Origin of the sequence: Gottfriedia luciferensis, assembly GCF_002156865.1 — a bacterium.
GTDB lineage: Bacteria > Bacillota > Bacilli > Bacillales > Bacillaceae_G > Gottfriedia > Gottfriedia luciferensis.
On sequence record NZ_NCTA01000028.1, the window covers coordinates 1 to 19,727 of the forward strand.

At 33.0% G+C, this 19,727-nt stretch carries 19 protein-coding genes; 7 read left to right on the top strand and 12 right to left on the bottom strand.

From position 1 onward, the window contains the following. Nucleotides 1–63: 63 nt before the first annotated feature. From B7R67_RS15915 to B7R67_RS15945, 6 genes are all read right to left on the bottom strand, one after another. Nucleotides 64–492, bottom strand: a complete 429-nt coding sequence (locus tag B7R67_RS15915; RefSeq protein ID WP_088071979.1) for a BrxA/BrxB family bacilliredoxin — start codon at nt 490–492, stop codon at nt 64–66. Next, a complete protein-coding gene (locus B7R67_RS15920; RefSeq protein ID WP_088071980.1) occupies nt 489–1,646 on the bottom strand; it encodes a conserved virulence factor C family protein in 1,158 nt (385 codons plus the stop codon). The genes B7R67_RS15915 and B7R67_RS15920 overlap by 4 nt, the downstream gene beginning before the upstream one ends. A gap of 56 nt (nt 1,647–1,702) precedes the next feature. Next, the gene (locus B7R67_RS15925) at nt 1,703–2,092 is read right to left on the bottom strand and encodes a single-stranded DNA-binding protein (protein ID WP_158095132.1); all 390 of its coding nucleotides are present in this window, start codon (nt 2,090–2,092) and stop codon (nt 1,703–1,705) included. 165 nt (nt 2,093–2,257) lie between these two features. Beyond that, nucleotides 2,258–4,147: an ABC-F family ATP-binding cassette domain-containing protein gene (locus B7R67_RS15930; RefSeq protein ID WP_088071982.1), complete on the bottom strand. Its 1,890-nt coding sequence runs from the start codon at nt 4,145–4,147 to the stop codon at nt 2,258–2,260. After that, on the bottom strand, nt 4,144–4,791 hold the full coding sequence (locus tag B7R67_RS15935) for an HD domain-containing protein (protein WP_088071983.1): 648 nt from the start codon (nt 4,789–4,791) through the stop codon (nt 4,144–4,146). The genes B7R67_RS15930 and B7R67_RS15935 overlap by 4 nt, the downstream gene beginning before the upstream one ends. A 398-nt stretch (nt 4,792–5,189) precedes the next feature. Continuing rightward, nucleotides 5,190–5,672 (bottom strand): glutathione peroxidase, encoded by a 483-nt coding sequence (locus B7R67_RS15945; RefSeq protein WP_088071985.1) that lies wholly within the window; start codon nt 5,670–5,672, stop codon nt 5,190–5,192. Nucleotides 5,673–5,839: 167 nt separating this feature from the next. Here B7R67_RS15945 and B7R67_RS15950 point away from each other — a divergent pair, with 167 nt between their 5' ends. Continuing rightward, nucleotides 5,840–6,781 carry an MBL fold metallo-hydrolase gene (locus tag B7R67_RS15950; protein WP_088071986.1) on the top strand — a complete coding sequence of 314 codons (942 nt, stop codon included), beginning with the start codon at nt 5,840–5,842 and terminating at the stop codon, nt 6,779–6,781. A gap of 410 nt (nt 6,782–7,191) precedes the next feature. Here the strand turns inward: B7R67_RS15950 and treR are convergent, their stop codons facing one another. The 4 genes from treR to B7R67_RS15970 form a co-directional block, all read right to left on the bottom strand. Then, nucleotides 7,192–7,917: a trehalose operon repressor gene (gene treR, locus B7R67_RS15955; RefSeq protein ID WP_088071987.1), complete on the bottom strand. Its 726-nt coding sequence runs from the start codon at nt 7,915–7,917 to the stop codon at nt 7,192–7,194. A 23-nt stretch (nt 7,918–7,940) separates the two neighbouring features. After that, nucleotides 7,941–9,617 (bottom strand): alpha,alpha-phosphotrehalase, encoded by a 1,677-nt coding sequence (gene treC, locus B7R67_RS15960; protein ID WP_088071988.1) that lies wholly within the window; start codon nt 9,615–9,617, stop codon nt 7,941–7,943. A 69-nt stretch (nt 9,618–9,686) separates the two neighbouring features. Further along, complete coding sequence (gene treP, locus B7R67_RS15965; protein ID WP_088071989.1) at nt 9,687–11,105, bottom strand: PTS system trehalose-specific EIIBC component; 1,419 nt, start codon at nt 11,103–11,105, stop codon at nt 9,687–9,689. 280 nt (nt 11,106–11,385) lie between these two features. Then, nucleotides 11,386–12,603 (bottom strand): ROK family transcriptional regulator, encoded by a 1,218-nt coding sequence (locus B7R67_RS15970; protein WP_088071990.1) that lies wholly within the window; start codon nt 12,601–12,603, stop codon nt 11,386–11,388. 242 nt (nt 12,604–12,845) lie between these two features. On the opposite strand from B7R67_RS15970, the gene B7R67_RS15975 reads away from it, so the two are divergent. From B7R67_RS15975 to B7R67_RS15985, 3 genes are all read left to right on the top strand, one after another. Continuing rightward, nucleotides 12,846–13,664, top strand: coding sequence for a purine-nucleoside phosphorylase (locus B7R67_RS15975; protein ID WP_088071991.1), 819 nt, complete (start codon nt 12,846–12,848; stop codon nt 13,662–13,664). A 198-nt stretch (nt 13,665–13,862) separates the two neighbouring features. Beyond that, the gene (locus B7R67_RS15980; RefSeq protein ID WP_088071992.1) at nt 13,863–14,771 is read left to right on the top strand and encodes an EamA family transporter; all 909 of its coding nucleotides are present in this window, start codon (nt 13,863–13,865) and stop codon (nt 14,769–14,771) included. A 131-nt stretch (nt 14,772–14,902) separates the two neighbouring features. Next, nucleotides 14,903–15,313, top strand: coding sequence for a CBS domain-containing protein (locus B7R67_RS15985; RefSeq protein WP_235822187.1), 411 nt, complete (start codon nt 14,903–14,905; stop codon nt 15,311–15,313). 45 nt (nt 15,314–15,358) lie between these two features. Here B7R67_RS15985 and B7R67_RS15990 read toward each other — a convergent pair whose 3' ends face one another. Both B7R67_RS15990 and B7R67_RS15995 read right to left on the bottom strand, forming a co-directional pair. Then, complete coding sequence (locus B7R67_RS15990; protein WP_088071993.1) at nt 15,359–15,958, bottom strand: hypothetical protein; 600 nt, start codon at nt 15,956–15,958, stop codon at nt 15,359–15,361. Nucleotides 15,959–15,967: 9 nt separating this feature from the next. Next, nucleotides 15,968–17,146 carry a ParM/StbA family protein gene (locus tag B7R67_RS15995; RefSeq protein ID WP_088072075.1) on the bottom strand — a complete coding sequence of 393 codons (1,179 nt, stop codon included), beginning with the start codon at nt 17,144–17,146 and terminating at the stop codon, nt 15,968–15,970. 734 nt (nt 17,147–17,880) lie between these two features. On the opposite strand from B7R67_RS15995, the gene queC reads away from it, so the two are divergent. From queC to queE, 3 genes are read left to right on the top strand one after another with little or no spacing between them, the layout of a single operon-like run. Beyond that, nucleotides 17,881–18,546: a 7-cyano-7-deazaguanine synthase QueC gene (gene queC, locus B7R67_RS16000; protein WP_088071994.1), complete on the top strand. Its 666-nt coding sequence runs from the start codon at nt 17,881–17,883 to the stop codon at nt 18,544–18,546. After that, nucleotides 18,539–19,015 (top strand): 6-carboxytetrahydropterin synthase QueD, encoded by a 477-nt coding sequence (queD, locus tag B7R67_RS16005; RefSeq protein WP_088071995.1) that lies wholly within the window; start codon nt 18,539–18,541, stop codon nt 19,013–19,015. Before queC ends, queD begins: the two co-directional genes overlap by 8 nt. Then, nucleotides 19,008–19,724 (top strand): 7-carboxy-7-deazaguanine synthase QueE, encoded by a 717-nt coding sequence (queE, locus tag B7R67_RS16010; protein WP_088071996.1) that lies wholly within the window; start codon nt 19,008–19,010, stop codon nt 19,722–19,724. Before queD ends, queE begins: the two co-directional genes overlap by 8 nt. Nucleotides 19,725–19,727: the final 3 nt, after the last annotated feature.

The window sequence follows — 19,727 nt, forward strand, 5'->3', positions numbered from 1 at the left end:
CAGGCGAAGTAACGAAGAAAGCGAGCGTTTGTCAACAGTCTGAAAAGAGGAAATATCCTCTTTTTACATTTGTTCAAATATTGACTGAATTCTAGCTTTAATCTCTTCAGGACTTGAACCTTCTATTTGTTCACGTGGTATAAATCCAACAACCTCTTTCCCTTTAAATACAGCCATTGATGGTGAAGATGGTGGGAATTCAGCTAAATATTCTCTTAATGTAGCAGTAGCATCCTTATCTTGTCCTGCAAAAACTGTCATGCAATGAGCTGGTTTATTTTCAGCCTCAACGATTGCTTGTACTGCTGAGGGTCTAGCTAAACCAGCTGCGCATCCACAAACTGAATTAATTACAAAAAAAGCTGTATCATTTAATTGATTCATAAATGATTCTACTTCTTCTCCAGTCGTTAACTCTGTAAAACCATTAGATGTTAGTTCCTCTCTCATTGGTTTTACAATCCCTTTCATATACTCATCGTATGCATTCATTGTTTTGTTTCTCCTTTATCATTTTCTAGTTTCATTCGTTCAGTCATTTGTTTCCATACAGATCCTAATGCTTCTTCGCCATTTTCAATTCTATGTAGTGCAAGTTGAACTTGTAACTTCACTTCGAATTCTGGGTCATCTAAAGCAGCTCTTAATGCTGGAATTGCACTTTCATCTCCAAGTTCAAAAAGAAACATTGCTGCACGCCATCTGACTATTTTACTTGGATCTTTTAATGCTTCAATCATAGCGGGCATTGCCTCTTCAAAACCTAAGTCTGATAGACAGTCTCCAGCAATACGTCGAACACCTACTGCTTTATCATTTAATGCCTCATATAAATATGGTAACACTAATTTAGATTTTAACATACCTAAATAAGCTGTAGCTAATCTTCTTATCGAAACATGCTCATCTTCTAGCGCTATTTTTAACAATGGTAAGTCTTCAATTTTTGGATCGATTTTGACAAACCTTGCATATCTTTTTTTCCAATCTTTTTCTTCAAAAATATCCGCTGTAAATGGTTCAAATTTTGGAACTTCTACTTTCTCTGAAATAGATGAATCATTCGTCAATACTTGATCAACAATATTCTTTATGTCTGTTTCAGTATGTGTTGCAGTCAATTCATCAATAATTTCTTTTTCAATTGTCGCTAATTCTCCATACCTTATTCCATAATCAATCCATTGTCTTTCAAATACAACATTCAACGATGAAGTCGTTAACTTCATGATTGCTTCTTTATAATATGGTGGTAAAGCAGCACGTTGTTCTTCACCATTTACAATTAATTTTAATTGCATTGGAATGTTATGGTACATTTGAACAAATACTTGGACCTCTCCAAAGTGGTTATCAATAACCGCTTCTTCTGAAGTCTCATCGGTAAGCTCTTCTCCAAACACATTGCGGACTTGTAGTAAGATTGTTTGCCAATTTGCATTAGACTTACGATCAATCGCAATAAAATCAGCAACATGATATACACTTTTTATACCTTCTATTGCTAAGATTTCTTTAATGATAATCGGTGCCTTTTCAATATTATCAAGAGAATAATGATTTCTGCTTCCTGATGGCAATTCTTCATCTAATAACACTTTCATTGTATTAGGACTCGGTGTTGGTTCGATTGATTTAATCTTCATTTTAATCTCCTCTTTTTGTTATTTTAATCCATTTTATCAAAAAGAGGAGATTCTCACTATTGTAACGCCTTCACAAATTGTTCAAATTCTTTTAAATTTGCGTTACCTTCATCATGATTTAACTCTTCTATTTGACTTGTAAAGAGATGAAATTTCTCGACTACAATCTCAGTAACATAAACCGGTTTTTCGGTTTCGTTAACATAACTAGAAGTTTTAATAACCCCTGAGATTGATACCTCCATACCTTTTTTGCCTTTGCTCGCAGCGTATTCAGCGATCTGACCCCATAGTTTTACGGAAACATAATTTGTTCTACTTTTCCTCAAATACTCTGAATAGACATTCGTAGCAATATTAATAAAAGTAGTTTTCTTACCGTTTGATGTAGTTTGTAAAATCGGTTGTTTCGTTAATCTACCTACAATCACTACACTATTAATCATTATTACCATCTCCTTTACTTTTTTACTACAATACAAAATTATTGTACGTTCGTAAAAAAGAGAAAACGGTATTTTTAGTAGCTTCTTGAAACAAAATTATCATTATGAAATAAAAATGATTTATTAATTAAGAGTGTAACTTACTTAAAACTCAAAATTAATGTTTTACTTTAAACTTTCAACAAGGTCACTTAAAATCGACCATCGTTCCATCTTAAACTCTAATTGGGCTTCTTTTTCCTCGATTTCTTTAGAAAGTTTAAAAGCCTCTTCAAAATTTGAACCTACTTCAAGAAGTTTTTCATTTAATAATTCGATGTCATTTTCAATTTTCTCGATATCTGACTCGATATTTTCCCACTCTTTTTGTTCTTGATAAGATAATCGTTTTTTCTTTTGTTCTTTTTGATATACAGGTTTTTCAATCGCTACTTTTTCCAACTCTATTTCACGTTTTTCATTTGATAGACGTTCTAAATACTCTGTGTAGCTTTCTAAAGTAGTTGAAACTTTTCCATTTCCTTCAAAAATTAATAATTTATTTGTAACTTTATCAAGGAAATAACGATCATGTGAAACAGTCACTACTACTCCAGAAAAATTCTCTATATAATCTTCTAACACTGTTAATGTATCTATGTCTAAATCATTAGTAGGCTCATCTAGTAATAATAAATTAGGAGCAGTCATTAATAGCTTTAATAAATATAATCTTCTCTTTTCGCCACCAGAAAGCTTCCCTATTTGTACTCCGTGCGAATGTGGAGGGAATAAGAAAGTTTCGAGCATTTGTGAAGCAGAAATCGTTTTTCCATCCGGGGTATGAATGACCTCTGCTTCTTCTTTTATATAATCAATCATCCTCATTGTAGGATTTATATTTTCTTGAATCTGAGTATAATAGGCTACTTTAACTGTTTGCCCAACTTCAATTTCTCCTTCATTAACTTGTTCATCTCCAACAAGCATTTTAAGTAAAGTCGTTTTCCCAGCACCATTTTCGCCAATTATTCCAATGCGATCAGTTTGTAGCAATAGTAAATTAAAATTATCTAAAATCTTTTTCTCGTTAAATGATTTACTAACATGTTTAAATTCTACAACTTTCTTTCCTAAGCGCGTTTGTTGAAAGTTCATTTCCATTTCTGCTTTTTCATTTTGACCAATCTTACCAGAAAGATCCTCAAAACGCTGGATTCGAGCTTTTTGTTTTGTTGTTCTAGCCTTAGCCCCTCTGCGCATCCAGGCTAATTCTCTTCTAAATAAATTGTTTCTTTTTTCGTTAGTTGCAGCTTCTTGTTCTTCTCTAGAAGCTCTTTGTTCAATATAATATTGATAATTTCCTTCATAACGATAAATATTACCGTTTGAAAGTTCTAATAATGCAGTAGTTACTTCGTCTAGGAAATAGCGATCGTGCGTAACAAATAAGACTGCATTTTGAAGTCTTTTTACATATTCTTGTAAAAACACAATACATTCATAGTCCAAATGGTTAGTTGGTTCATCTAATATTAATAAATCACAAGGATGTATTAATGCCTTTGCTAAGGCTACCCTTTTTTTCTGACCTCCAGAAAGCAAAGAAACATCTAAATTTAAATTAGTTAGTCCTAATTTAGATAAGATTGTTTTAGCATTTGCCTCAAGGTCCCAACCATTTGTTGTATCCATTTCCGCCTGTAGTTTTAATAATTCATTCTGTAAGGTTTGATTAGAAGGATCTTCTTGAAGAGATTGTAATGTTTTTTCATAAGATTGTACTAAAACCATTACTTTATCTTCACTCTCAAAAACTGCTTCAAGAATCGTTTGGTTTTTATTAAAATCCTCATGCTGAGGTAAATAACTAATCACATAATCTTTAGGCGTTGTTATTTTTCCGTCATCGGCTGATTCAACACCCGCAATAATTTTTAATAAACTTGATTTTCCGGTACCATTTATACCTAATAAACCAATTTTTTGACCTTCACTTACGGTGAATGAAATTTTATCAAATAAAGTTTTTTCACCATATGTTTTCATTAAATTTTCTACACTTAAAATCTTCATATCTTGAAATTCCACTCTTTCATAAATTGGTCAATAAAATTTTCTACAAATTGATGTCTCTCATTTGCAATTTCATATGCTACTTTTGTATTCATTAAATCTTTCAGTTTTAAGATTTTTTCATAAAAATGATGTAATGACGAACTTTGATCACTTCTATATTCCTCGATCGTCATATTTTCCCTTATTTTAAAATCAGGATTATACATACTACGATTTTTTTTACCTCCGTAGGCAAAAGTTCTAGCTACACCAATTGCACCGATTGCATCCAAACGATCAGCATCTTGCACAATTTTACCTTCTAAAGAAGTTGGAATAACCCCGTTCCCCCCTTTATAGGAGATATTTTCAATTATGTACAATACTTCATTTACTTCTTCGCTATTATTTAAAAGTTCCTTTAGGATATTTTCTAATTGAATTTTTTGTGAAGCTAAATCATCATGTAATTTATCATCGATTACATCATGTACAAGTGCTGCACATTCTACAATAAATACATTGGCATTTTCTTTTTCTGCTATATGGACGGCTAAATTTCTAACACGGTCTATATGATACCAGTCATGACCACTACTATCCCCTTGATGTAGATTACGAACATATTGCTCTAATTGTAAAATGATTTCTTGCTTATTCATACTACGTACCTCCATATATTGACTAGTGATATTATAACATTTTTCTATAATCGTAAAACAATTGAAACCCGCAAATTTTGTAATGAAAAAGACTAAGTGAATGTTATTGTTAAAACTGAACTTCGTAGAAATTAAAATAGTTCAAAATAAAGTATTAGAACTGAGGTTAATTTATTTAAAAGAAATAACCTTAATTTATAACAAATTGAATGGAACGAAAGGATGCTCGACTCCTGTGGGAGATGCGGGAAGGCTGAGACCCCGCAGGAACGAACGTGACGAGGAGGCTCAGGTCTCGCCCCACGGAAAGCGAGCATCCTGTAGTGGAATTCAAGGTCGCATGCTTGATTTAAAACAGATAGAGAGAGAGTAAAAAAACCTTCACAAAAGTGAAGGTTTTATGCTTTTAACAATTTTTCAATTACTGATCTCATTTCTTGTGGGTTCGTTTGAGGAGCAAACCTTTCAATTACTTCACCTTTTTTATCAATGATAAATTTAGTAAAGTTCCATTTAATTGATTTTAATCCCATAATTCCAGGTGCTTCCGCAGATAAATATTTAAATAAAGGGTCTGCTTTTTCGCCATTTACATCAATTTTTCCGAAAACCGGGAATGTAACACCATAATTTAATTCACAAAAGCTTTGAATTTCTTCATTTGAACCAGGCTCTTGATTCATAAATTGATTACATGGGAATCCAAGGATAACTAATCCTTGCTCTTTGTATTCTTCATATAATGCTTGTAAATCTTTATATTGAGGAGTATAACCACATGCACTTGCAGTATTTACAACAATAACCACTTTATTTTCATATTTTGAAAGAGCTATACTTTCGCCTTTGCTATCTTTAACTTGAAAATCATAAATACTCATTTTACATTCCTCCTACTTCCTTATATAGTAATAGTAATTATTTTCCATGAAAAAGTCTAATTCTAAATACCAATTTAATTAAAAAACTCTTCAAACCTATGAATATTTATTTTATAGTAAAATTAAACCAATTTTTCGAGCTTTTTAATCATAAATGGAGGTAGATCATGCAAAATTTAGGATTTAGTACATATTTAATTGATTTATTCGATTTATCATTTCAAGAACGAACAGGTAGTTATTTTATATTAGATAATGATGTAACGATTATTGAAACAAGTGCAAGTCCTTCTCATGAACATTTGTTAAAAGGCTTAAAAGAATTACAAATTCCTTTTGAAAGAATAAAAAATATCATTGTAACTCATATACATTTAGATCATTCAGGTGGCGCTGGCTTATTAATGGAGAAATGTCCTAATGCTACACTTTTTGTACATCCTAAAGGTGCACCTCATTTAGAGGATCCAACAAAACTAATTGCGAGTGCAAAACAAGTTTATGGTGATGATTTTGATCGTTTATTTAATCCTATCCTTCCGATTCAAGCAAGTAGGATTCGTCAAGTTGAAGATGGAGAAGAGCTTCAACTCAGTAAAAATCGTATACTTACATTTTTATATACACCTGGTCATGCAAAGCACCATATTTCTATATTCGATTCAGCTAGTAAGTTTATGTATACTGGGGACACACTTGGCATTTATTATCCTCAACTTCAAAATGAAATTGGAACCTATATTTTACCATCTACATCGCCTAATCAATTTTCATATGAGTCGACGCTTAATTCATTAAGAAAAATTCAAGAATTTAATCCAGATGCTATTTGCTTCGGACATTATGGATTATCGAGTAATACACAATTTATATTTGAATCTCTCATCACTAAGTTAGATCGTTTTATGAATGCTGCTACTCGCATAATCAATGAAAATCAAGGTCAATCATTTAATGAGAAAAGTAAATTGCTTTCTACTACATTATATAATGAAGTAAAGCAAGAACTTCAAAGTAGAAAAATAAGTGATACTCATCCCGTTTATAAAATAATTAAATTGGATTTAGAAGTTTCAGCAATGGGTTTAATCTTTTCTCTTGATCGATAATAAAAAAACTTCAGCCTTTGAGCTGAAGTTTTTTTACGCTATTGGAAACAATCTTGTTAAAAAGTAGAGTGATGTTAATTTCCACTACAGGATGCTCGCTTTCCATGGGGCGAAACCTGAGCCTCCTCGGCAAGCCTGCGGGGTCTTTAGCCTTTCCGCATTTCCCATAGGAGTCGAGCATCCTTTCGTTCCAATCAACTTATTGTTTAAAATTATAAAAAGATGATCTACGTAATGATTTGAGCTTGACGTATTTATAAATATTGCTAATGATATTAACATTTATATTCTTTAATAGAACATCAAAAAATACTAACTTATCATCAATAAAGTTCACTATGACCTTTTTTTATATTGACCGTTATATATTTCAACACTCTGACCTATTTCAATTGAATAAGGTTCTTATATCATTCATTAACTTGTTGAATTCTTCTCGCAAAATCGACAAACTTGAACTTATCAGGACGATGTCTTGATTGGCCATATTGTAATAGTGAACCGTCATCTAAGTAAACGAAAGTATTTACAACAACTACCATATCATATCCATCTAAATCCAAATATTTCTGATCATCCTCTGTGCAAGATTGAACAACGATTTCTTTTTTTGCAAAGCCAATATTTAAATGTAATGTATTTTCAATGTAGTCGAAGATTGATCCTTCACAGATGGCTTTTGTAAGTAATTCAACATATTCAGCATTATAGTACTCTTTATCTAAAATAATCCTTTTTCCATCAATTTTTCTAGCACGAACAACTTTCCAAATAGCTGTTTGATCGTCAATTTGTAATTGTTCCTTTACAAACTTACTAGGTTTTTTCTTTTCAAGAATCTCTACAATTGTTTCTGCTTTTCTACCAATTTGGTTTGATAATTCTTTAAAACTAATTAAACCTGTAACGGGAAAATTAAATTTGGCAGTATCCAAAATAAACGAGCCTTTACCTTTAATCTTATTTATATACCCGTTTTGTTCAAGCATCTGTAATGATTTTCTAATTGTATCTCTGGAAACATCAAATTGTTCCATTAAAGTTTTCTCAGAAGGTATTTTGCTTCCGACAGCAAATATACCCTTTTCGATCTGCTCAATTAGCTTGTGATAGATCGAAATATACTTTGCGTTCATTCTCATCACCTAGAAAAATTTTATTATATTCTCACATTTTTCTCAAGAAGATAACAAACGGACTCGTATGGACGCAGCGTCAATTCATTTAAATTTAGACTAGAATCGTTATAGTTAGATAGTAATATCTTCTTTTCACATCCACTAATGTCAATATGATCTGGCAACTTAAATACAGTATCGTGGCTATAAAAATTATTGATTACTAGTAACAACTGATTTCCTAAACTACGCGTATAAGCAAATATTTGATGATGATCCATTAAAATTGAATCATAAGTACCTTCTGCAATAATTTTATATTCTTTTCTTAGTTTTATTAGTTTTTTATAGTGATTAAACACAGAATCATCTTCATTTAATGCCTTCTCAACGTTTATGTGTCTATAATCTTTGCCTGTTGAAATCCATGGTCTACCTGTAGTGAATCCAGCATTTACTGAATCATTCCATTGCATAGGGGTACGAGAATTATCTCTAGATTTACTTTTTAAAATTGTCATAATCTCGTTTTCTGGAATTCCGTTTTCTTTTAGAATTTTATAGTAATTTAAGCTTTCAACATCTCGATAGTCTTCTATTTGATCAAATTTAGGATTAGGCATCCCTATTTCTTCACCTTGATAAATATACGGTGTCCCTCTTAACAAATGCATTGAAGTAGCTAGCATTTTAGCAGATTCCTTATGGTACTTTTGATCATTTCCTAATCTAGAGACAATTCGTGGTTGATCATGATTACACCAAAATAAAGCATTCCAACCATTCCCTGACTGCATCCCTTTTTGCCATTCATCCAAAATCGTTTTTAACGCTTTAAAATCAAAATCCATTAATGACCATTTTTGTCCATCTTTATAATCAATTTTCAAATGATGGAAGCTAAAGACCATTGATAACTCTTTTTCATCAGGATTGGAGTATTGGATACAATGATCAATTGAAGTTGAGGACATTTCACCAACTGTCATAATCTCTTTGCTTTTTCCGAACGTTTCTTTATTTAATTTCTTTAAATACTCATGTATTTTAGGACCATCTGTATAATATTTTCGACCATCACCAATTTCGTCATCAATAAAGGTTTCAGGCTTTGATATAAGATTGATTACGTCCAAACGGAATCCTTTTACTCCTTTATTGATCCAGAAATTAACGATATCAAATACTTCATTTTGTACATCAATATTTTCCCAGTTCAAATCAGGTTGCGTTTTGTCGAATAAATGTAAATAAAATTCATTTGAATTTTCTACTTTTTCCCATGTAGAACCACCAAATTTGGAAATCCAATTAGTAGGAGCTCGATCATTCTTACCTTCCCTAAAAATATAATAATTTTTATATTTTTCTTCCCCTTTAAGGGCTTTCTTAAACCATTCATGCTCAGAAGATGTATGGTTAAACACCATATCTAGCATTATTTCTATTCCACAACTTTTAGCAGCTTCCACCAATTCATCAAAATCTTCCATTGTTCCATATGCAGGATCAATTTTTCGATAGTCTGCGACATCATAACCATTATCATTTTGAGGAGATACATAAAATGGAGTAAACCAAATGTAGTCGACACCTAATTCTTTTAAGTAATCAAGCTTTTCTGTAACCCCCCTTAAGTCTCCATAACCATCTCCATTTGAATCATAAAAAGACTTAGGATAAATTTGGTATACAACACTGTTCTTAAAATCCTTCATTTTGTTAAACTCCTTGATTGTAAATAATCTGAAAGGAAGGAAAATTACGCTTTCCTTCCTCTTAAATAATTATGATTTTTTTACTAGCAACTTCTTTTTGTTAAAGAGTATTGTTAATACGAACGGAATAACAATAGCAACTAACATAGAGAGAGAAAACATGCCCATATGTTTCGCCTGTATAGATAAAATTGCAGGAAGGCCTCCCACACCGATTGAATTCGCCATTACTCCTGAACCAACTGAAACAATCCCTGCGATTCCAGAACCAATCATCGCCGCTAAGAAAGGATAAGCGTACTTTAAGTTAATCCCAAACATGGCTGGCTCAGTTACCCCTAAGAAACAAGAGATTGCAGCTGGAATTGATACTTGCTTTTCTTCTTCATTTTTACGGTTTAAGTAAATAATTGCTAATACCGCTGATCCTTGTGCAATATTTGACAAGGCAATCATAGGCCAAAGGTTCGTTCCACCAAGCTCACTCATTAATTGAAGATCAATTGCATTTGTCATATGGTGTAGACCTGTTATAACAAGTGGTGCATAGAAGAAACCAAATACTAAAGCGAATAACCATCCAAATGATGAAGTTAATCCTGAATATACTACGTGAGAGATAGCTGAACCGATTTTCCAGCCTATTGGTCCTAATACTACATGTGCGATTAACACAGTTGGTACTAGTGCAAAGAATGGAACAACAATCATCGAAATTGCACTCGGAACAATCTTTCGGATATTTGTCTCTAAAATTGCTAATGTGAAACCTGCTAAAATAGCTGGAATTACTTGAGCTTGGTAACCAATCATGTCGATTTTAGCAAAACCGAAATCCCAGACTGGTGGCACTGCTCCGCCAGCAACTGCATAAGCATTTAATAATTGCGGTGATACAAGTGTTATACCTAGGACAATCCCTAATATTTGAGTAGTACCCATTTTCTTTGTAATTGACCAAGTGATACCAACAGGTAAGAAATGAAAGATTGCTTCTCCAATTAACCATAAAAATGAATGGGTTCCTGCCCAAAACTGTGAGGTTTCAACAAGTGTTTTTGTACCATGGTCTAATAGTTTCATATCCCCAATAATATTACGGAAGCCTAAAATAAGACCCCCTACAACAATTGCGGGAATTAGTGGTGAGAAGATTTCTGCCAAATGTGCAAGCAATCTTTGTAGCCATGTCATATTTTGTCTTGCAGCTACTTTTGCTTCATCTTTTGAAGTTTCCTCTACCCCAGAAATATTAACAAAGTCATTATAGAACATTGATACTTCATTACCGATGATTACTTGGAATTGACCGGCTTGCGTAAAAGTACCTTTTACTATTTTGATTTCTTGAATTTTCTTTTCATCAGCTTTTTTAACATCTTTTAATACAAAACGCATACGTGTTGCACAATGAGTTACGGTTGCGATATTTTCTTTGCCACCAATACTTTCTAGAAGTTGTTTTGCATCTTCACTAAATCGTTTCATAAGTATCCCCCTCCTCTAAAATCGTCTATTTTTCTATTTCTTCTATAACTTTACATCCTGTACGTACAAGATTAGTATATTCTTGTACGTACAGGATTGCAAGCGTTTTTTGAAAACGTTGCCAATTCTTCTATCTTCACTTGATCTTTACGGTCGGTCACTATCTATTCTTTTCGTTTTATTTAGATTACCCATTACAATCAATGGAAAGGACTTTGAAACAAATAAAAACCGTTAATAACCATCCATTCTAGATGTGTTCATTAACGGTTTTTATCAGTTATGACAAAAGTTCCTCTGTAAAATAATCAAGTACCATACACCCTGCACCTTGTGCAACGATATGATAAGCTGTTGTTGATTTAATAATTTTCACAGGACTATTTGGATATTTTTTCATTCTTGATTGTGCTATTTCAGATGCTACATCAAAAAATAACGGTTTCGGAACTAGAGTCCCACCGCATATAACGATATCTGTTCGTACTAAATAGATTAGATTCGTTAAACCAATTCCAAAATAATACGCAGCCTCTTTTATTACTTCTAAACAGAGCGGATCTTCTTTTTCTAATGCTTCAAGCACTTGATGATAACTTATTTCTTCCAAATCATTCACAATATCCTTCAAATAAGAGGTCTCACCACGCTTAATACGCTTAACCACTTCTTCTCGAATAGCTGGTAAACTACTGTAAGCTTGAAGACAACCATACGAACCACATGAACAACGTTGCCCATGAATATCTATAATCATATGTCCGAAAGCATCATCCATTTCATTTTTATTACTGATTAATTTTCCTTGTTGAATCATACCGCATCGTATTCCCATATCACTTGAAACAAAAACAATGTTTTTATTTTCTTTACTATAATTTAGACGGTATTCTGCTAAGGCAGCTAAATTAGTGCCGTTATTAATTAAAACTGGGCATTGGTTTGCTTCACTTAAATAGTCAACAATGTTTAAATCTTCCCATCCACCAGCTACAAATGAATCTGAATTCGTCATTACGCCTTTTTCTTCATCAAATGGGTCTAATATTCCAATACCAATCCCTAATAATCTTTCCCTTTGGATATGATTTCGTGCTAATAGTTCACTTACACTTTTCGTTACAAAATCTATCGTATATTCCCCGGTACTTTGGCTGTCCATTTTTAATTTTTTTGTTTCTAAAATTTTTAAATTTAAATCCAGTAGCAGAACTGTTGTAAATAAATTCGTAATCTCTACACCAATTAAGTAGAATGCAGTTGGATTGATTACATACATTACTGGTCTCCGTCCACCACTTGATTCTCCTAAACCACTATCATATACAAGACCAGCTTGTACTAATTCATCTATTAATCGAACACAAGTTGTATGTTTATAACCAGTCATTTCAGTTAACGAACTAACCTTAATTGGTCCTAACTTTCGAATCAAGCTATATAAAAGCTTCAAACTTTTAGTTTTAGGCGATTGATAGCCCACAAAATCTCTTATCATGGATAGCCTCCAAAACATTTAATCAAACGTGTTTATTTATTATCCAGGTTCAACTTTTTATATTTTATGAATTAAGTATAGCTATTTATACTGTGGTTTTACAATGTTTTTAGTCAATAAGCAAAAACTTTTTACCAAAATGAATTTTAGTTTATTTACAAGCTAGAAAATATCATTTAGACTAAGGATGTAAACAAGCAAACTTTCATCATATTTTTAACTCATTTTAGGAGGAAAAATTAATGCATAAAACTGAACATATTTTAGAAACTAAAGATTTTATTTTAAGTAAAACGAATTACCGTCCTACGGTAGGATTAATATTAGGGTCAGGTTTAGGAACTTTAGCTGATGAAATTGAAAACTCAATTGTAATCCCTTACAGCGAAATCCCTCACTTTGCAAAATCAGAAGCAGTTGGACATGCAAATGAATTAGTAATTGGTGAATTAAAAGGACAAACTGTTGTTGCGATGAAAGGCCGTTTCCATTATTACGAAGGCTTTACTTTAGATGAAGTAACTTTTCCTGTTCGTGTAATGAAAGCTCTTGGTGTTGAAAAATTAATCGTAACAAATGCATGTGGTGCAGTTAATACAAGCTTTAACCCTGGTGACTTAATGTTAATTACTGATCACATTAACTTAGTCGGAACAAATCCTTTAATTGGACCTAATAATCCTGAATTAGGAACTCGCTTCCCAGATGTTTCAGAAGTATATAATAAAGAATTACGTAGTCTTGCTCTAAACGTTGCTGAGAAACAAGATATTAAATTACAACAAGGTGTATATGCTTGGTGGAGTGGTCCTTCATACGAAACGCCTGCAGAAATTCGTATGATCCGTACTCTTGGCGCTGATTCTGTCGGAATGTCAACAGTTCCTGAAGCAATCGTTGCAGTACATGGCAGTATGAAAGTGTTAGGTATCTCATGTCTAACGAACATGGCTTGCGGTATTTTAGATCAACCGTTAAACCATGAAGAAGTAATCGAAGTAGCAAGCATGGTACGTTCTAAATTTGTTAACCTAGTTAAAGGTATACTAGAAGAAATGTAATGATTAAGCTCTGAAAGGTTTATTACCGGAGAAATACTTACAGAGATGGATTAATATGAAACAGTCTGAAAATCAGATAAATAGGACTTTGTCTACACACTAAAGTAAAGAGGATTCCCCTCTTTACTTCTTTTTATTTGATTTTACTGAGTTAGCAATAGCATACACAAAAATAGCATTTTAAAGTGGGGTGTCATTTTGAAGGGAATATTCTATATCATCATAGGCTCTGCCTGTTATGGTGTTTTATCGACTTTTGTTAAATTAGCTTATAATGACGGATTTATTGTAAATGATGTAGTTGGAATTCAAATGTTTATCGGAGCTATTCTACTATGGTCAATCGTGCTGATTAATAAAAGTAGAAAGTCTAAATTAAAAAGTGAACAGTTTATAAAACCGACTAAGAGGGATGTTTTATTGCTTATCGTCTTAGGGTCTACTACCGGTTTAACAGGTATGTTTTATTACTTAGCTTTACAATATATTCAAGCTTCTTTAGCGATTGTATTGATGTTCCAATTCACATGGATCGGTGTTTTATTAGAATCAATATTTAATCGCAAGCTTCCTGAAAAGAGCAAATTACTCTCATTAATTCCACTTCTAATTGGTACGCTATTTGCAACAAATGTATTAACAGAAGGAATTAGTTCATTAAATTGGTTTGGCGTTTTATTTGGCTTACTATCAGCTATTTCATATAGTATTTTCGTTTTACTTAGTGGTAGAGTTGCTTTACGAACAAATCCAATGACCAAAACAGCATTAATGATCACTGGTGGCTTTATAATTTGTGCGATCTTCCTACCGCCTACCTTTTTCACTAATGGACGTTTATTTGTTGAATTGGCGATAAAATATGGTTTAATACTTGGATTTCTTGGACCTTTTTTCTCTACATTAATGTTTTCAAAAGGAGTACCTTTAACAGGCTCAGGTCTTGCTTCAATTTTAGGAGCTGCGGAATTACCTACAGCCACCCTAATGTCAGCTCTTGTATTAAAAGAAACGATTGGAATTTCTCAATATGTAGGGATTATCTTAATACTAATTGGAATTGTTTTACCTGAACTATTGAGAAAAAGGTCACTTCAAACAGCGTAAAATACAGCATTATTTTTCTCTAATAAGGCTTACGCTTTTCATGACAGACTGCCCCATTACACGATTAATATTCTGAATAATAAATTTGATATTCCAAATAATATCTTTGTTATTTCAATGGAGGTGTTTTCATGAAAGTAAGAGATGTTATGTCAAAAAATGTTGAATGTTGTACAAATCAGGATTCTTTACAATCAGTAGCAAGTAAAATGGAGTCATTAAATGTCGGTGCAATTCCAGTTGTTGAAAATGGGCAAGTTGTTGGAATGATCACAGATCGAGATTTAGCTTTACGAGGAATTGGGAATGAAAGCTCAAACGCTTCTCAAGTAATGTCAAATAATATTGTGACAATCGACGGTAATGCAAGCCTTCAAGAGGCATCAAATTTAATGGCTCAACATCAGATTAGAAGATTGCCAGTCGTTGAAAATGGAAATCTTGTTGGTATGCTTTCATTAGGTGATTTAGCTGTTCAACAGCAGTCAGACGAAAGCGCTGGAGAAGCATTGTCACAAATCTCTCAAAACGATATCCAATAATAGAAATAAAGAATGGGACCGAACAACGTTATCCGGTCCCATTCTTTATTTATTCATTTGAGCAAGAAACTCTCCAAGAAGATCATCCATATCTTCTTCTAATTCTTGATTAGAATCAACTACATCCTTACTTGCAGTGTCCCAATCAAATTGATCTAGATCATCATGGTTTGTACTTACTACTTCATCCTCTATATCATCCATTAGATTGCTATTAACGGACTGGTTATTCATATAATTTTTTTCTTCCACTAACTCATGAATGGCTGCAACTTCTTCATTTAAATAAAGCGCCTCATCAATTTCCAATGAATTGCTATTAATGGATGTAAGAAGGGCCGCGGTTCTGACTGGATTCGTTAATAATTGATAGACAATACTCCCTAATAATGCCTCAGAATGTTCATGCTTTAACCAATCTTTTTGAGCCTTACTGAGGCTTTTTGGAAGTGGAATCGTAATTGTTTGCTTTTGTTTTGAAAGAGCTTGATTTACTCCTTCAATAACAAACTCGGCAATTTTACTTGAAAAATTTCTCCTTTCAGATTCCTTCAAATGTTGTAATTGCTTAACGATTTGATCAGGAGTATCTGAAGGAATACGAAAGGTTATGGGTTGCCCCCTCATTATTTCTTTTTCCTTCATAAAATCACCTTATTTCGTTTTAGCTAGTTTTTGTTCTTCAGGCTGTTTTTCTTTTTGAGTTCTTCTATTATAATCTGCAATTAGTTTGAAATATGCATTCGCCATCATCCAAATGCTCTCTTTTTCATCTTCAAAGAAGTCTATATTGTAGCCATCTAGATTATTGTTTAATGTCTTAAGATAGTCCTTTAAGATAAGGGACCCACCACCAATAAAATAGCATATTTCCGTTTGCGAATTCTTTTGCCATATATTACGCAAATGGCGATACTGTTTCTTTGCCAATTCTAAAAGGACTCGATCAACAATATCATGAACGCTTGTCCGACTACCTTTTACCATGATATGGTTGCGGTCACTTTTCTTTGTAATTATTTCAACTACATCTCTACGACTATCTAACTCTATTCCATGCTTTGAACGAATTTCTTCACGAATCGCTTCAAGTGATTCGGCTACTCCTAAATTAAAGCCCTGCGCTTTATCGTCATCTACTTTCCTATTTTTAATAACAGCTATGTCTGTTGATAATCCCCCAATATCTTGGATAAGGATTCTCTTATCAATTAGTGCTTTATTAATAATATTTAGTTCATTATCCATTACTAGATTGATAAAAGCAGCAAATCCTTCTGGATAAACTTTAACCTCTTCAAATCGAATGTTCACCTTTAATCCTTGGTGTTTTGGAGTCACTAGAAACTCCACTTGATGAACTGAGCTTAGTAGTCTCGAGCGGTACCCTACATCCTTACCTTCCTTAACTTCTCTAAGTGGAAGGCCTGTCCCTAAAATATATGTAACATCAATCACATTGTTTGAAGTTTTGTTATTTTTATTTTCATCTCGAGCTGCGTCTAATGCTAATGCAGCAAATAACATAATAAGCGTTTGGTCTTCTTCTGATTTATTGCTTCCCGGGTCTAATTCGGTTGCATTGCTACTTTTTGTTGCCAAATATCCTACCCGATAGATTGCATTATTATCCTTTAAAGTAGGGGAATGCACTCGAATATGAATCCCATCAACCGGATCTTGGTTGTCTAATTCCTCTACCCCAATGATTGGACGATCTTCCGTATCTCTTGCAATAATATTAGGAATATTAATTTCAGCTTCCATTTTCCCAAAAATTCCTTTGAGTGAATCGTTTCCTACATCAATCGCCGCAATACGTGCTTTTACCATCAAAATCATCCCTTTCATTTGTAGGTTCCTATATTTATAGATAATTCTGATAATAGATTATCTAACTTTCCCCTTCAGGTCAATGTTCCCTACAGAACTATTATAAAAATGTAATTAAATTGACATCTTGTATACAAAACCGTAAACACATAAACTTGTGTACAGATTTGTACACTGATGTTTACAAAATGTATACTTGTACACAAAAATGTATACATTTGTTTACAATACGTGTACTTGTACACAAAAATGTATACCGGCTAGTTTAGATTATTTTTCCTTAATACTTTCTTAATAAAGAAGGTTGATTTCCGTTACAGGATGCTTGCTCAAGAGCAGGATCAAGGATTTAAGGAAAAAGATTTAAAAAACATTGGAGAATTTTATTAACCTCTAAATATCTCCTGTCCTCCATGCCTCTCCCTGCATTCCCTGTTCTTCCTGTTCTTCCTGCTCTTCCTTTGATAAAAGACTTGTAATTTTTTACTTTCTTACAAAAGTTTTTGTTCTTTTGTCACGAAACGATTATAATGGGAATGTTGATTGTGCGCTGAACGTACAATCTAATAAAAGATAATTAAATAAAAAAATCCATAAGTTTTTTAACTTATGGTAGAGGTCGCAAACTCCCCTCTACAAAAAAATAAGGCGAAAAACAATATTTGTCGTATTGTTTTTATTTTTGTTATTTGGGATGCCCTCTTCTTTTTAAACATGTAAAGGAGAGAAGAAACATGAAAAATGAAAAAGCAATCGTAGTATTTAGCGGTGGCCAAGACAGTACTACTTGTTTATTCTGGGCTATGCAACAATTTGGTGAAGTTGAAGCTGTGACTTTTAACTACAATCAACGTCATAAACTAGAATTAGACGTAGCTGCAGATATATGTAAGGAATTAAATATTCCTCATCATATTCTTGATATGTCCTTGTTAAATCAGCTTGCTCCAAACGCTTTAACAAGATCGGATATTGATATAACGCATGAAGAAGGCGAATTACCTTCTACATTTGTCGATGGACGAAACTTATTATTCTTATCTTTTGCAGCTGTACTTGCTAAACAAAAAGGCGCAAAGCACATTATTACTGGTGTTTGTGAGACTGACTTTAGCGGATACCCTGACTGCCGAGATATCTTTGTTAAATCATTAAACGTAACTCTTAATCTATCAATGGATTATCCATTTGTTATTCATACTCCACTGATGTGGATTGATAAAGCTGACACTTGGAAATTAGCTGATGAATTAAACGCATTTGAGTTCGTTAAAAATAAAACTCTTACTTGCTACAATGGCATTATTTCTGATGGTTGTGGAGAATGTCCAGCTTGTGAACTTCGTCAAGCTGGTTTAGATCGTTATCTACAATCGAAAGGAGCCTCAGAGCATGTTTGACTTTCGGATTGTAGAGAGACTTCATAAAATTGATGAGCACATCAAAAAAGAAGAGTTAAAATATCATCATAAACGTGTCCTTGTTAATAAAGAATTTACTTTCGATGCTGCACATCATCTTCATTGCTACGAAGGTAAATGTAAGAATTTACATGGACACACATATAAAGTTATTTTTGGTATTAGCGGCTTTGTTGATGAGATTGGTTTAGTCATTGATTTCGGTGATATTAAACAAATTTGGAAAGAAAAAATTGAAATCTATTTAGATCATCGTTATTTAAATGAAATGCTTCCTCCAATGAATACAACAGCTGAAAACATGGTTGTTTGGATTTTTGAGCAAATGGAAAATGCGCTTAAAAATGAAACAAATCCTGACCAAGATATTAGAGTTGAGTTTGTTCGCTTATATGAAACGCCTACAAGCTACGCAGAAGCTCGTAGGGAGTGGATGATCAATGAATAAAATTCCTGTACTTGAGATATTTGGACCAACTGTTCAAGGTGAAGGTATGGCGATTGGTCAAAAAACAATGTTTATTCGTACTGCAGGTTGTGATTATTCATGTAGTTGGTGTGATTCCTCATTCACATGGGACGGTAGTGAAAAAGAAAACATAAAATGGATGACCGCTGAAGAAGTTTGGGAGAGTTTAGTGAATTTAGGTGGTGACACGTTTTCACATATAACGATTTCCGGCGGAAACCCTGCCCTACTTCCTTCTTTAGGGCCTGTAGTTGAGTTTTTAAAAGAGAAAAAAATGACTTTGGCTCTTGAAACCCAAGGAAGTAAATGGCAATCTTGGTTACCTTTTATTGATGAAGTCACACTATCACCTAAACCACCTAGTAGTGGAATGAATACTGACTTTGATCTGTTGGAAAATATTATTCAAAACTTAGAAAACCATCCAAAAGTTTGCTTAAAAGTTGTAATTTTTGATGAAAAAGATTTCGCTTATGCAGAAACTGTTCATCAAAGATTCCCGCAAATCCCGTTCTTTTTACAAGTCGGAAATAGCTGGCTGAACGCGGATAATGAATCATTATTACAACACATGTTAAAACGTTATGAATGGCTTATAGATGAAACAATGAAATCAAATGTGTTTAAAAATGTAAAAGTTTTACCTCAATTACATGCATTTGTTTGGGGAAATAAGAGAGGAGTTTAACTC